Source organism: Prosthecobacter sp. (genome assembly GCF_044222565.1).
Taxonomy (GTDB): Bacteria; Verrucomicrobiota; Verrucomicrobiia; order Verrucomicrobiales; family Verrucomicrobiaceae; genus Prosthecobacter.
In genome coordinates this window covers 111,418-125,154 of record NZ_JBGANA010000002.1, presented here as the reverse complement: position 1 = coordinate 125,154, position 13,737 = coordinate 111,418, and the positions used below count along the sequence as shown (strand labels likewise).

At 60.2% G+C, this 13,737-nt stretch carries 9 protein-coding genes; 5 read left to right on the top strand and 4 right to left on the bottom strand.

Features of this window, described 5'->3' with window-relative positions:
* The first annotated feature begins 9 nt into the window (after positions 1-9).
* From ACILSR_RS02830 to ACILSR_RS02810, 5 genes are all read left to right on the top strand, one after another.
* Positions 10-1,440: a DUF1501 domain-containing protein gene (locus tag ACILSR_RS02830; protein ID WP_395748211.1), complete on the top strand. Its 1,431-nt coding sequence runs from the start codon at positions 10-12 to the stop codon at positions 1,438-1,440.
* 109 nt (positions 1,441-1,549) lie between these two features.
* Entirely contained in the window at positions 1,550-5,158 is a 3,609-nt protein-coding gene (locus ACILSR_RS02825; RefSeq protein ID WP_395748210.1) for a DUF1553 domain-containing protein, read from the top strand.
* Between the two features lie 30 nt (positions 5,159-5,188).
* A complete protein-coding gene (locus tag ACILSR_RS02820; RefSeq protein ID WP_395748209.1) occupies positions 5,189-5,443 on the top strand; it encodes an addiction module protein in 255 nt (84 codons plus the stop codon).
* On the top strand, positions 5,418-5,726 hold the full coding sequence (locus tag ACILSR_RS02815; protein WP_395748208.1) for a hypothetical protein: 309 nt from the start codon (positions 5,418-5,420) through the stop codon (positions 5,724-5,726). Before ACILSR_RS02820 ends, ACILSR_RS02815 begins: the two co-directional genes overlap by 26 nt.
* A 76-nt stretch (positions 5,727-5,802) precedes the next feature.
* On the top strand, positions 5,803-7,068 hold the full coding sequence (locus ACILSR_RS02810) for a DUF1501 domain-containing protein (protein WP_395748207.1): 1,266 nt from the start codon (positions 5,803-5,805) through the stop codon (positions 7,066-7,068).
* A gap of 73 nt (positions 7,069-7,141) precedes the next feature.
* On the opposite strand, the gene ACILSR_RS02805 is transcribed toward ACILSR_RS02810, so the two are convergent.
* From ACILSR_RS02805 to ACILSR_RS02790, 4 genes are all read right to left on the bottom strand, one after another.
* Positions 7,142-8,449: a DUF1501 domain-containing protein gene (locus ACILSR_RS02805; protein WP_395748206.1), complete on the bottom strand. Its 1,308-nt coding sequence runs from the start codon at positions 8,447-8,449 to the stop codon at positions 7,142-7,144.
* Between the two features lie 35 nt (positions 8,450-8,484).
* Positions 8,485-10,980, bottom strand: a complete 2,496-nt coding sequence (locus ACILSR_RS02800) for a DUF1549 domain-containing protein (RefSeq protein ID WP_395748205.1) — start codon at positions 10,978-10,980, stop codon at positions 8,485-8,487.
* 157 nt (positions 10,981-11,137) lie between these two features.
* Positions 11,138-11,527, bottom strand: coding sequence for a GxxExxY protein (locus ACILSR_RS02795; RefSeq protein WP_395748204.1), 390 nt, complete (start codon positions 11,525-11,527; stop codon positions 11,138-11,140).
* Positions 11,524-13,713, bottom strand: a complete 2,190-nt coding sequence (locus tag ACILSR_RS02790; RefSeq protein ID WP_395748203.1) for a sulfatase-like hydrolase/transferase — start codon at positions 13,711-13,713, stop codon at positions 11,524-11,526. Before ACILSR_RS02790 ends, ACILSR_RS02795 begins: the two co-directional genes overlap by 4 nt.
* Positions 13,714-13,737 lie beyond the last annotated feature (24 nt).

Genomic DNA, 13,737 nt, shown 5'->3' with positions numbered 1-13,737 from the left:
CCTGCCGCCATGATCGCTTTTAACTCACCACGCCGCCAGTTTCTCGGCCAGGCCAGTTGCGCGGCCGTCAGCTCCATTCCAGTGCTGAACACGCTGCTGAATCTCTCCTTTGCCGAAAAATTGGCCGCTGTCACTGCCCCCACCAACAGTGACTACCGGGCCGTCGTCTGTCTCTTCCTTTCCGGTGGCAACGACAGCTTCAACATGCTCGTCCCGCGGGAGACATCCGCGTATGCGCAGTACCAGGCCACACGGTCCAATCTCGCTCTCGCTCCCGGATCACTCATCGACATTCATCCCACCGGGCAGAACACTTTTGCCGTGCATGGCGGCATGCCGGAGATCGCGGCCCTGTTTGAGGCCGGACAAGCAGCCTTCGTGGCCAATGTGGGCACGCTGATCGAGCCGGTGCAAAACCGCACGCAGGTCTCTGCGGTCACCAAACAGCTCCCGCTCGGCCTTTACTCCCATTCGGATCAGATCGAGCAATGGCAGACCAGCCTGCCTAACCAGCGTTCCGGCATCGGCTGGGCGGGACGCACCGCCGACCTGCTGCAAGGCCTCAATGCCAATCAAAAGGTGCCGATGAACATCTCGCTCGACGGCAGCAACGTCTGGCAGACCGGCCATCAAAATGCCGAATACGCCATCACCACGGGCGGAGCCGTCGCCCTGGAGAATTACGACTTCGGCTGGCAGCAGTATGACACCACCACTCAGGCCTTCAGCCAGTCCGTGGACAGCCACCTCGCGCAGCAGTATTCGAACATTCTCATGCAGACTTTCAATACCCGGAAGAAAGCTGCGCTGGACGCCTACAACGCCTTCACCTCGGCCACCGCCGCCTCTCTGCCGGGCAGCATCAGCTTTCCCGGCAGCTACGTCGGCTCCAGGCTGCAGATGATCGCAAAGGCCATCCAGGGGCATGCACATGCGGCGCTCGGCGCGGTGCGCCAGACCTTCTTTGTCAATCTGGGCGGCTGGGATCACCACAGCGGGGTGCTCAATCTGCAGGGCCAGATGCTGCCGCAGATCAGCCAGGCCATCGGTGCATTTTACAATCAGCTCGTGGCCATGAACATGCAGGACAAGGTGACGCTCTACACCGCGTCTGACTTTGGCCGCACGCTCACCAGCAATGGCCAGGGCAGCGATCACGCCTGGGGCAGCAATCAGTTCGTCGTTGGCGGCAGCGTGCAGGGAAGAAAGATTTACGGCAGCTTCCCCAGCCTCGCGCTGAATCCAGACACCGGCCCGGAGCAGAATCCGCTCGACACCGGCAGCGGCCGCCTGATCCCCACGACGAGCTGCGACCAGTTCTTCGCCGAGCTCGCCCTTTGGCTCGGCGTTTCTCCCACCGACCTCCCGCTCGTGCTGCCAAACATTGGCAATTTCTACACCCCAAGTGCCAGCAATCCCCCGCTGGGCTTCATGATGTGAACTGGCGGGGACACTGGCCCCAGCGTCCCCACCTCCATCGGCCCCACCCCACACGAAAGTGGGGTGCCCAAAATGCTGAAAGCAGCGCCAATCTTGCGTTGATAGGGGCATGACGCGCCCCGTTTTCGCCACACTCCTGCTCACTGCCCTCACTGCCACCGCCCAGAATGACAGCGGCGGCAATGATACGACGGACAAGCCCATCGCCAAGCCGGTGATGCAGTGGCGCTTTGACGATGGGAAGGACGCCGGCCCCCGTGCGCCCACCTTTCCCACCTACACAAAGGACAACACCGCGCAGCGTTTCACCGGAGACGGCAAAAAATCCGCCCTGACCATTCCGGACAGCGAGGAACTGCGCTTCCGGCTGAATGAAACCATCACGCTGGAGGCCTGGGTCAAGCCCGCGGCCATGGGCGGCACACCGTACATCATTGGCAAAGGGCGGCTGGGCACAAAGGAGTTCGGTGCGGAGAATCAAAACTACGCGCTACGGCTGCAGACGGCGAAGGGCGGCGCGCAGATCGGCTTCCTCTTCCACAGCGCGGATGTGCCAGGCAAGAAGGGCGACTGGCACCGCTGGTGGTCGAAGGACACCCTGCCCACCGCAGGCTGGCACCACATCGCCGTCACCTACACTTTCGGCAAACTGAAGAGCATCAAAGGATTCATCGACGGCCGCGAAACCGACGGCGTGTGGGACATGGGCGGCGAGACAGACCGCGCCCCTGTGACAGATGGCGACTCCCTCATGCTTGGCAGTGGCTCCACGCTGGCGGCCTCCCATTCGCTGAACGGCTGGCTGGATGACGTGGCCATTTACCGCGGCCCGCTCGATGTGCCCGCTCTGAAGGCCAAGTATCAGTTTGTTCCGCCTCCGCCTCCCATCGCCAAAAAACAAGTGCCCGCAGGCCGTGTGCTGGTGCAACTGGCCGAGGAAGGCATGCCCGATGCGAACGCCTGGCCCAGCGAGCATCCCAAGGTAGGCGAGACTTACACCGAGGATGTGTTTGGCTTCTTTGACGTGCCGCAGAAGTATGTGGACACCGGCGTGCGAGGCGAGCGCCATGTGCCCTTCCTCCTGCGTGCCGCCGCCAGCGTGACCTTCCCCAAAGGCAAGCACCGTCTGCTGCTTCGCGCCCGTGGCGCCACGAATCTCTACATCGACAACAAGACGATCCTGACCACACCCTTCCCGCCGAATGACAGCGACGGGCATCATCTAGTGGCAGACCAGCACGAATATCTGAACCTTGGCCCTGACTTCCGCTTTGTGCCGCCTGGGAATCGTGAATCCTGGTGCGAATTTGAAGGCACAGGCAAACCGCAGTTCATCGTGCTGGAGACAGTGGTGGGCAGCTTTGCGGGCAAGAGCGTGCGCCGCCCGGAGCTGGGCGAGACCGTGGTGGCCTGGAGCCCGCAGGGCAGCGAGACGTGGAAGCTCATCACCCCGGGCAAGCTCGAGGTGCCGTACAATGACGCCGGCTGGGCCGCCTATGAAAAGGAGCGCAATGCGCACTACGCGGAAATGAACGCAAAAAAGCGCGCCGAGCTGCGCGCGCAGTCCGCACCCTACTGGGCCGCGCGCCGCAAGGCCGCCGAGGCGTGGCTGGCGAAGAATCCCGCGGGCGAGGGCAGCATTGATGGCTTCATCGCGGCAAAGATCGCCACCGTGAAGTCGCAGGATGCGCACAAAGGAACGATCGACTACTTCAAGGACATCCAGCCCATCCTTGAAGCCAAGTGCACGGAGTGCCATCGCGGTGCGAAAGCCAAGGGCGGCCTGCATCTCGACTCGCTGGCGGATGCGATGAAAGGCGGCAAGTCTGACGGCGCGGCGGTGGATCCCGGGAAACCGGACCATAGTTCCATCATCGCGCGAATCACCGCCAGCGATGAAGACGAGATCATGCCGCCCAAAGGCAAGCCTTTGACCAAGGACGAGATCACTCTGCTCACCACCTGGATCAAGGAAGGCGCGCACTGGCCGGAGATTCGTGCAGACCACCTCACGCTCACGCCTTTGACAGATGACCTCACCTTCCTGCGCCGTGTGTATGTGGATGCCATTGGCGTGCCGCCTTCGCTGGAGGAGATCGCCGCATTTCAGAAGAATCCGGACCGCAAGGCTGTGATCGACAAATTGCTCTCCGACCCGCGCTGGGCGGACAACTGGATGGGCTACTGGCAGGACGTGCTGGCGGAGAATCCGAACATCCTGAACCCCACGCTGAACAATACGGGGCCTTTCCGCTGGTGGCTGTATGAGTCCCTGCAGGACAACAAGCCCATGGACTTCTTCGTAACCGAACTGCTGCGCATGCGCGGCAGCGAGCGCCTGGGCGGCCCCGCCGGATTTGGCACGGCCTCGCAGAATGATGTGCCGATGGCGGCTAAGGGTACAATCGTGAGCACGGCCTTCCTCGGTGTGGAGATGAAGTGCGCGCGCTGCCATGACTCGCCCACCGGCAAGTCTTTGCAGCAGGATCTGTTTGAGCTGGCAGCCATGCTGGGCACAAAGGAGATCGAAGTGCCGAAGACGAGCAGCGTGCCGATGGACAAGATCCACGCCGGCGGCCGCAAGCCGCTCATCCAGGTGACGCTGCAGCCGGGCACCAAGGTGCAGCCGAAGTGGCCCTTCGCCGAATTCTGCGATGAAGCCGCCGCAAAGCTGGCGGAAGATCCCAAGGACAGCCGCGACGTGCTGGCCGCCATGATCACCGCGCCGCAGAACGAGCGTTTTGCGCAGGTCATCGCGAACCGCGTGTGGGCGCGCTTCATGGGGCGCGGCATTGTGGAGCCGATCGAAGACTGGGAGAAGGGCAAGCCCACCCACCCCGAGATGCTGAAGTGGCTGGGCCGCCAGTTGGTCAGCGGTGGCTACGATGTGAAGCACCTCGCCCGCCTCATTCTGAACAGTCAGGCCTACCAGCGCGCCACGGATCCTGCGCTGAAGCAGACCAGCCCGCTTTTCACCAGCCCCGCGCCGCGCCGGCTGCAGGCGGAGCAGATTGTGGACTCGCTTTTCTCCGCCACCGGCAAGCCCTTCCACACCGAAGAAGTGTGCCTGGACATCGACAACACGCGCGATCTCAAAAACGCCATTCACATGGGCAAGCCGCACCACAGCTGGATGCTCACCAGCACGAGCAATGAACGCGACCGCCCCAGCCTGGCCCTGCCCCGCATCCAGGCCGTGACAGATGTGCTCAGCGCCTTCGGCTGGCGCGGCTCCCGCCAGGACCCCGTGAGCAAGCGCGATGCCGACCCCAACGTGCTGCAACCCGCCATCCTCAGCAACGGCACTGTAGGCGTGTGGCTCACCCGCCTGAGCGACGACCACGGCATCACCGCACTCGCGCTGCAAGACGAATCGCTGGATCAGTTCATCGACCAGCTCTTCCTCAAGCTGCTCACCCGCCACCCCACCGCGGAGGAGCGCGCGCTTTATACGAAGCACCTGAGCGCCGGATTTGAGAAGCGCATCGTGCCACAATCCGAGATCCGCGACCTGTCCGCAGAAACGCGCAGCCGCGAGAAGTACGTGAGCTGGTCCAATCACTTGGACGGCGAAGCCACCACCGTGCGCATGGCCCAGGAAACCGCCGCCCGCGCCGGAGATCCCCCCACGCAAAAACTGAATGCCGAATGGCGCGCACGCATGGAAGACGTGCTCTGGGCCCTGCTGAACGCGCCGGAGTGGGAGTTTAGCCCTTGAGGTCTGGGGTCGCGTCATTATACTTCTGCCATGAGTTCCCAAGCTTCAGCAATCCTTGAACAGGTTCGACAGCTTCCCCAGGCGGAGCGCGAAGAAGTTTACTGGCAGATCGGAGACTCATTGTTTGCCGACGTGAGTCCGGACACTGTCTCAGAAGAACTCAAAACAACGATCGACAGGCGCTGGAATGAAATCACCTCCGGAAGAGTGCAGTGCCGGGATGCCTTTGCAGCGTTAAATCAGGTTGAAGCCCGCGTCCATGCTCGAATTGCAGCTGCATCCTGAAGTCGAGGCTGAAATCGAAGACTGGGCAACTATCCTGGCTGAGCACAGTGATCGTGCTCCCATACAATTTCTGGCAGAAGTGCGATCTGCGTTTCAACGCATTTGTGAGCACCCAACTCATGCACATTTCATCTATCGAAACTATCGCAGACTGAATCTCATCCGTTTTTCTCAAGCCATCATCTATCGTGAACACAGCAACGCTGTTTATGTTATTGCGATGATGCATGAGAAGCGCCATCCCGACTACTGGAAATACCGCATTGCAGACAAAGCTGGTTAATCCACCCACCCCACGAAAGTGAGATGCCCCGGAAAGTGAAAACCGGCCTGATTCTGCGTTTATAGCTCATCACATCATGAAACGCCGCTCCTTCCTCACCTCCGCCGCCGCTTTTGGCGCGGCACCGTTGTTTGCGAACAACACACCTGTCCACACCCCGAAGGGCAAGGCGGAGCACTGCATCTTCATCTGGCTTGGCGGCGGCATGGCGCAAATTGACACTTTTGACCCAAAAAAACTGGGCAACAACACGGACAAGACCAAGATCGCCGGCTCGCTGTACAAAGCCATAGACACCGCTGTGCCCGGCGTGCAGGTGACGGAACATCTTAGCCAGACGGCCAAGGTCATGGAGCACGTGACGGTGATGCGCACGGTGAACCATCACGTCATCGACGAGCACGCCTTCGCCACGAACATTGTTCATACCGGGCGCATGATCTCCGGCAATGTGGTTTATCCCAGCGTCGGCTCCATCATCTCCCACGAGCGTGGGGCCGCTGGTGAAGGCATGCCGCCCTACATTCTTATCGGTTATCCGAATGTGAGCCGCGGCCCTGGCTTCCTCGGCGCAAAGGCCGGCTATGTCTATCTCACAGACACCAACACGGGCCCCGCTGGATTTACCCGGCCGGATTTTGTGGATGAAAAACGCGCCCTCACCCGCGAGCAGCTTCTGGCTCCGCTGATGTCACGCGCGCCCAAGGAGTCTGCCATTTCCGACTACAAGGCCGCCCAGGAGCAGGCGCTGAACCTTTCCGGCCCGCAGTTCATGCGGCATTTCAATCTCAAGGAAGAGCCCGCCGCGCTGCGCAATGCCTACGGCGGAGAATTCGGCCAGCGCTGCCTGCTCTCACGCCGCCTGGTGCAGGCCGGCGTGCGCTTCATCGAAGTCTCCCACAACCTCAACTTCATGAACGGGACCGGCTGGGACATTCACAACGAAGGCTACAAAAACCAGCACTTGCTCATTCAGGAGCTCGACACCGCCCTCGCTGCACTGATCCGGGATTTGAAGGACAAGAAGCTGCTCGACAAAACCCTCATCGTTGTAGGCACCGAGTTTGGGCGGCCGCCGGAGTTTGATGGTCGCGGCGGACGTGGGCATCAGGGCACGACGTTCTCCATGGTTCTGGCCGGCGGCGGTTTGAACCACTGCGGCGCTTATGGCGTGAGTGATGAACTTTCCAAGAAGCCGGTCGAGAATCCCGTGCCTCTGGTGGATTTCCACGCGACGATTCATGCGGCGATGGGCATTGATCCCAGCAAGGAACTCATGGATGGGACGCGGCCTGTACCGATCACGGATGGTGGCAAGCCGGTGGCGGCGCTGTTTGGTTGAAACGAACAAACGAAACAAAACACGCGATGCCTTGCGGCATCGCGTGTTGAAAACCTGAACAGTATCTCGTGACTTAAGCGAAGAGATTCGTGATCGGCTGGCCTTTGTCCGCGATCGTGAACGGACGCTTGCTGGGGCTGTAGATCACCTGATCCAGCGGCAGGCCGAGGGCATAGGCGATCGAGGCATTGAAGTCCATGATCTTGACCTTGTCTTCGACGACCTCACGGCCTTCCTTGTCGGTCTTGCCATAGGTGTAGCCACCTTTGACACCGCCGCCGAACATGACGCCGGAGAATGCTTTCGGATAGTGGTCACGACCTGCGTTCTGGTTGATGTCTGGCGTACGGCCGAACTCAGAGGTCAGAACGATGAGGGTGTCTTCCAGCAGACCGCGGTTGTGCAGGTCGGAGATGAGAGTGGCGAGGCCTTTGTCGAGGGTTTCGCAACGGTCAGGCACGGCCACGAAGTTGGCGTTGTGCGTGTCCCAGCCGCCGAGGGAAACTTCCACGAAACGGACACCGCGCTCCACCAGACGGCGGGCGAGCAGACAGCCCTGACCGAAGGCTTCCTTGCCATAGGCGGCACGGAGTTCTCCGGGCTCCTCACTGAGGTCGAAGGCCTTGAGGTCTTCCGACTTCATCATCGCCATGGCATCATCATACATGTCGGCATAGGCCTTCACATTGCGGTGCGGGAAGGTGGTGCGGAAGTCCTTGTCGAGTTCATCCGCCAGCTTCATGCGGGCCTGGAACTTTTCTTCGGGGCTGCCGTTCTTGATGTTCTTGAGTCCGTTTTCAGGGTTGCTCACAAACAGCGGAGCCTGTGCGGCGGGGAAGAAGCCCGCGCCGGGATGGCGGCTGTCATTGCCGATGAACACGAAGTTCGGCAGGGTGCTGTTGCCACCGCCCTGAAACACATTGAGCCAGGCGCCCATGGCGGGATGGCGGATCGTGCCGCGCATTTCGTAGCTGGTGTGCATCATGTAGTTGCCCTGCTCATGCGCACCCTGGGTGGAGGAGAGGGAATTGATGACGGTGCCGTGGTGCATCTGCTGCGCGGTGAGGGGCAGATATTCGGAAATGCGCACGCCATCGGCGCTGGTCTTGATCGGCTTGACCGGGCCGGCGGTTTCCACGCCTTCCTTGGGATCCCAGGTGTCGAGGTGCGTCTGACCACCGCTCATGTACAAATAGATGACATTCTTCGCAGTCGCAGCCTGTTTCAGCTTCGAGGAGCCTTCAAAGGCCGCGAAGGATTTGCTGGTGAGCGAATTGCCAAGCAGACCGACTCCGAGAAGGGAGCTGGCAGTTTTGGCCGCGAAGTCACGGCGGGTGATTTCACCCGAGCGGACGAGTTTGGAGGCAAGTTCCTGTTTCATGGGAGGTGCGCGTGTGGTGTTGGGTTTGTCGTGTCTTACTGAATGAAAATAAACTGCTGCGTGTTCAGAAGGGAGAAAACGAGGTCCTCCATGCTGGAAAGGCCGCTGTCCTGCGCCTTGAGCCAGACGGCTTTTTCGGCCGCGGTGGGCTTGCGGGAGAGCAGGGTCATGTAGGCGGCATCCACTTTGTCATCCGGATAGGGAGCCTTGTTCACGGTGAGCATGAGCTGGCTGTACTTGCTGGTGATCTGAGGCAGCAGGCTGCCGTTCATCATGGCCAGCGCCTGCGGCACGCTGGCGTCGTTGTTGGCATTTTCGATGGTCTCGCGGTCGCTCTGGCCGAATTCACGCAGGTAGTGGCCACGTGGCGCGGGACTTTCCAGTTCAGCGGCACGCAGTGTGCTGCGGCTGATCTGCGCACGGGTGCTGATGTAGGCCCGGCGCTCCTTTTCATCCTTGATGCCGAAGAAATCCGCCTCTTCAGCGTAGGCGGCCTGCGTCTTCTGGGCGATGGCCTTCTCCTCCTCCTTCGTGAGGGCTTTGCGGTCATAGCCGGGGATGACGACTTTTTCAGCCTTGGCTCCATTGGCCATCATCATCATGTCTCCGCCACCGCTCATCATGGCAGGGGAGGCATCAGCGCCAGCACCATTGTTTTTCGTCGTCATCGAAACAGTCTGGTACGGCTTGCCGGTCACTTTCTCATAGAGCTTCTTCTGCCCCGGAGAAATCACCTGAGCGTAGGTGACACGGCGGCCTTCGCTCTGAATGCGATTGACCTCGCTGCGAATGGCATCGGACTTCTTCTTCAGTTCATCTGCTTTTGCCATCGCCGCCACCTTGGCCGGGCCGTCCGGCATGGCCTCGGCTTCGTCACGGGCTTCTTTGGAAGCGGCACGCGCCTCGGCAAAGAGCTTCTGCTGCACATCGGTGCGCTCGCGGTTCTTGCTGTAGATATCGGCGGCCTTCTTCAGGCCTTCGAGCGCTTCCTCAGGAGAAAGAGCCTCGACACCATCGGCGATCTTCTTGGCCTGGAGGATGCGCTGCTCCATGACTTCTCGATTGGCCTCGTTGACCATGTCCGGGCTGGGATTGATGAGGGTCACAAACGAATCCCACATCTGCTCCGCGCTCATGCGGCGCAGCAGTGGCCCGGTGAAATGATAAACCATGCCGGGAGAATGCTCTTCACGGGTGACCTGGGCCTGGTAGGCCTTGGTGTTGTAAAGGACGCGCAGGACGGCCTTCATGTCGTAGTTCATGTCCACCACGAGTTTCTCGATGTGCTTTTCCATTTCAGGAATCATCGGCACGGTGGTGTCCATGAGTTCGTCCAGTGGCTCGATAAGCGCGAGGCCAAACACACGCTTCCAGAGGCGGTTGGCGATCACGGTGGTGAAGCGCGGATTCGCCGGACTGGTCATCCAGCGCGCGTAAGCCTGCAGCGGCGTCTCACCCGGCTGGGTGATGCACTCGTGTCCCATCATCGTCTTCGGCTCCACGAGGGACTTCGGCTTGGCGTCCGTGTACTGGTAGTCATGCGGCAGAGAGGGCTTGCGGTCACGGCTGCTCACCGAGGTGTAGCGCAGGTTGTCACGCACATCATTCATCGCTTCCTGATAGCCACGCTGCTCCTTGCGGAGGCTTTGGCGTGCTTCTTCGCGCTTTTTGTTCACTTCCTTCATCTCCGCCTCGTAGCTCTTGTAGGCGGCGGCGTACTCTTTCTGCAGCTTTTCACGCTCCTCGGCAGGCATCTTGCCGTTGACGTTCGGACGCTGAGGCTTCTGCGGCTCCTTGATGGAGGCACGCACTGCGTTTTCCTTTTCGCGCAGCAAATCGCTCACGCCTGACATGGTGTCGCCGCCGTAATCCTGCGTCTGCACACCATAGGTGTAGGCCGCCATTTGGTAGAATTGCATCTGCGACCATTTGTCGAACGGATGGTTGTGGCACTGCGCGCACTCGATGCGCGTGCCAAGAAACACACGCACCGTGTTGGCCATGTTGTCCAGCGGCATGCCGCGGTCACGCATGTAGTAGCCGATGGCGCCGTTGTCCCAGGCCTTCCCCTGCGCGGCGACCATTTCCCGCACGAACTGGTCGTAGGGCTGGTTTTTGCGAAGACTGTCTTTGACGAAGTTTGCGTACGCCGCCCCCGTGATGCCACCCGTCTGGTTGCCGTTTGAGGTCACGCGCAGCACATCCGCCCAGTAGTTGAAGAAATGCTGCACATAGGCTTCCGAGCCAAGCAGCTTGTCGATCAGCCTGGCGCGCTTGTCTGCATCTTTGGAATTCAGGAAGTCCTCGGTTTCACGCGTGGTTGGAATGCGTCCGATGATGTCCAGGTAAATGCGACGGACAAAGGTGTTGTCGTCGGTCTGTGGGTTGCCCTGAAGTTTGTTAGCCGCCCAGTCTTTGGCCAGAAGCGCATCGATCTGCCTGGCGGCAGCAGTGGTGGTTATTTTGCCCTCTGCCAGTGCAGAAGATTGCAAAACCAACGCGAGGAGGGGGAAGGCGTAGAGTTTCTTCATGATCGAATAAACGCGCCAGAAAAAGCTAGTTTTTCACAATCTCCGCATAATCATGCAGATTTCCCGCCTAGATGGCACGATTTAAGCCCTTTTCTGCTGGCAAGGTGAAAGGACTAATAAGCGCAATGCGCCCGGCTCAAGCCCGCCTTCTGCTCCATCAGGCAGGCTCCCGCCTCTTCAGCGTGACCTGGGCGATTCCTTTTCGCAGGGTACCCACGTTGAAGTTCACCATCAGCCCTGACTTGAAATGCCCCAGCCTCACCTTTGACTCCAGTTCCTGCTCTTCCAGCTTCGTGATCTCGTTTTGTGAACGAACCAGCAGCAGCAGAGAGTCTCCCACCACAAAGTCCAGCCGCGTGGCGGTCTGAATGCTGCGCCCATGGTAGGTGAACTCGAGCGGCACGTTGCGGCTGAAATCAAACTCCAGCTCCCGCAGTTCGACGGCCAGGCATTCTTCATACGCATCGCGAGTCAGTCCCGGACCCAGGGCGCGGTGCACATTCATGCAGGCGCCAATGACCAGATGGGGCAGATCAACGGCATTCATGGCGCGGTGGGCTGCAGCGTGTCTTCCCCCAGGATGCCGTAGATCTCCGCCGTGGTGCTCTGGTGGTGGGTGGTGAGCCAGCGGTCCATCGCTGCGGCCAGACGCGCCTTCACCTCAGGGAAGCGCAGCTTCACATCACGCTCGCAGTGCGGATCTTCCCGCAGGTCAAACAGGCGCTCGATCGAGTGCTTCACTCCAGGCGTCCGGACGTACTTGAAGCGTTCCGTGCGTACGCAGTGCTCTTTGGTCTGCAGCACCGCATCCTGAAACTTGTCCTTGAGGACAAAGTGAAAATCAAAGTCGGGATCGATGAACGTGGTTTCATCCATGGGCGGGATAAAGAGCGGCTCCTCGCCGGGAATGGTGCGGCGGAAGAAGAGATAGCTGGTCTCCCCAAAGTAGGCCAGATCCAGGCTCTTCTTTTCCCCGCGGATGAGCGGGGCCAGGCTGGTGCCTTCAAAGCGCGGTTGCGCCGGCGCTCCGATGAGGTCCAGCAATGTTGGCGCAAAATCCAGCGTGCGCGCGAGCTGCGGATGACGCTGCGGCTTGTCCAGTCCGGGCACATGCAGGATCGCCGGCACGTGGTTGGCCTGGTCCCCACCATTGAAGGTGGTGCCATGTCCAAAGGTGCAGTTAGGCTCAAAGAGATCGTCTCCATGATCTCCGGTGATCAGGATGATCGTGTCATCCATCAGCCCCTGCTTTTCCAGTTCAGCCACCACGCGCCCCACGGAATCATCAAACATCCGCACACAGCCGTCATAAAGCGCGGTGATCTGCTCCACCTCATGGCGCGGCAGCTTGCTCCATTTTTCATTGATGTCCGTCCCCCCGATGAACTGGTCCACGTTCAGCGCCAGTTCATGCTTGTGCTGGCCGTCATACTTGGGGTCCGTCCACAGCTTTGCGTAATGCGTAGGCGTCTTGTACGGCAGATGCGTGCAGGAGTAGTAGCCGAAGAGCAGGAACGGCTTGCGGTCCGCCGCCCGTTGTTTGAGCCGGTCGATGACCTGATCGGTGACCACCTCCGGCGTCATGTAGTTGGCAAAAGACTTGAGCTTCGGAAACAGCATGTGGCCCACGCGGTTGTCAAAAAACAGCGGCAGTATCTGGTGATGCAGAAAGACCACCTCGCTCATGTACACGCGGAAGTTGTCGAAATCGGAGACAATGATGCTCTGGAAGCCCATCGGCAGCTCATTGAAGCCGCAGGCGCACCAGTCCCCGATCACGGCCGTGTCATAGCCCTGGCGCAGAAGTTCAGTTCCGAGCGCAGGCGCCTCCTGATTGGCCTGGTTCACCATCGCACGGTTGGGAAACATGTGCCGAACGCCATGCGTGTGCGGATACTGCGAGGAATACATGCTGGTGAGCGACTCCAGCGTCGAGGCGATGGGTGTCAGGCAGCGCTCAAAATTCACTCCTTTTGCTGCGATACGGTCGATGTTGGGAGAAGTCGGGCGGTGGTACCCGTTGCAGGACAGGTGGTCCGCACGCAGCGAGTCCGAGCCCAGGATAACAATGTTTTTGGGCCTCTTTCTGCCACCTGCAAGCGCCTCCACATCCGGCGAACGGTTCACCCCGTAGCCGCTTACGGCCAGCAGCACCAGCATGCTCACCGCCGCCACACTGAACAACAGCGGCCGCGCCGCATGGGCAAACCAGCGCCGGAGCTCAAAAAGGTAAAAGCCGGAGGCCGCGACAACGGCCGTCAGCGGAAACACCTGCGTGATCACCGCATGCACCACATCCTGCACGCCCGTGCCGCATACGCGGCCCAGCGCATCATACCAGCCTAGCAGATAGCTGTAGTCGCCGAAATACGGCTTCTCCAGCATCAGCTTGAAAATGAAAAAGCCATAGAGCAGCCCCGCAAACAACAGCGTGCGCCACACCACCCCCCAGCGCTCAAAGCTCCGCACCTTGCCCCACAGACGCACCAGCGGGTAGATCAGCACGACATAACCTGCCGCCACCAGCAGGTAGCCCTTCAGCACCACGAGATTGCTCCACACCAGGTACCACCAGTGGTGCTGCATCGCCACCTCGGAGAACCGGTTGTTAAACCCGTCCGAACTGGCTGCAAAGCTCAGCAGCGCACTGAGATACCACGCCAGCAGCGTGCCGAAAACGGTCAGCGCGACTATCTTAAGTATGTGGCGGCGTTTCAGAACGGGTGTTGGCATGAAAGTTGAGGGCACAGCATACGC

Bases quoted from the DNA above. Each gene is read 5' to 3' on its own strand.
- ACILSR_RS02830 (WP_395748211.1), top strand. From the start codon at position 10: ATGATCGCTTTTAACTCACCACGCCGCCAGTTTCTCGGCCAGGCCAGT.
- ACILSR_RS02820 (WP_395748209.1), top strand. From the start codon at position 5,189: ATGAGTTCCCAAGCTTCAGCAATCCTTGAACAGGTTCGACAGCTTCCC.
- ACILSR_RS02805 (WP_395748206.1), bottom strand. From the start codon at position 8,449: ATGAAACAGGAACTTGCCTCCAAACTCGTCCGCTCGGGTGAAATCACC.
- ACILSR_RS02815 (WP_395748208.1), top strand. From the start codon at position 5,418: ATGCTCGAATTGCAGCTGCATCCTGAAGTCGAGGCTGAAATCGAAGAC.
- ACILSR_RS02800 (WP_395748205.1), bottom strand. From the start codon at position 10,980: ATGAAGAAACTCTACGCCTTCCCCCTCCTCGCGTTGGTTTTGCAATCT.
- ACILSR_RS02825 (WP_395748210.1), top strand. From the start codon at position 1,550: ATGACGCGCCCCGTTTTCGCCACACTCCTGCTCACTGCCCTCACTGCC.
- ACILSR_RS02790 (WP_395748203.1), bottom strand. From the start codon at position 13,713: ATGCCAACACCCGTTCTGAAACGCCGCCACATACTTAAGATAGTCGCG.
- ACILSR_RS02810 (WP_395748207.1), top strand. From the start codon at position 5,803: ATGAAACGCCGCTCCTTCCTCACCTCCGCCGCCGCTTTTGGCGCGGCA.
- ACILSR_RS02795 (WP_395748204.1), bottom strand. From the start codon at position 11,527: ATGAATGCCGTTGATCTGCCCCATCTGGTCATTGGCGCCTGCATGAAT.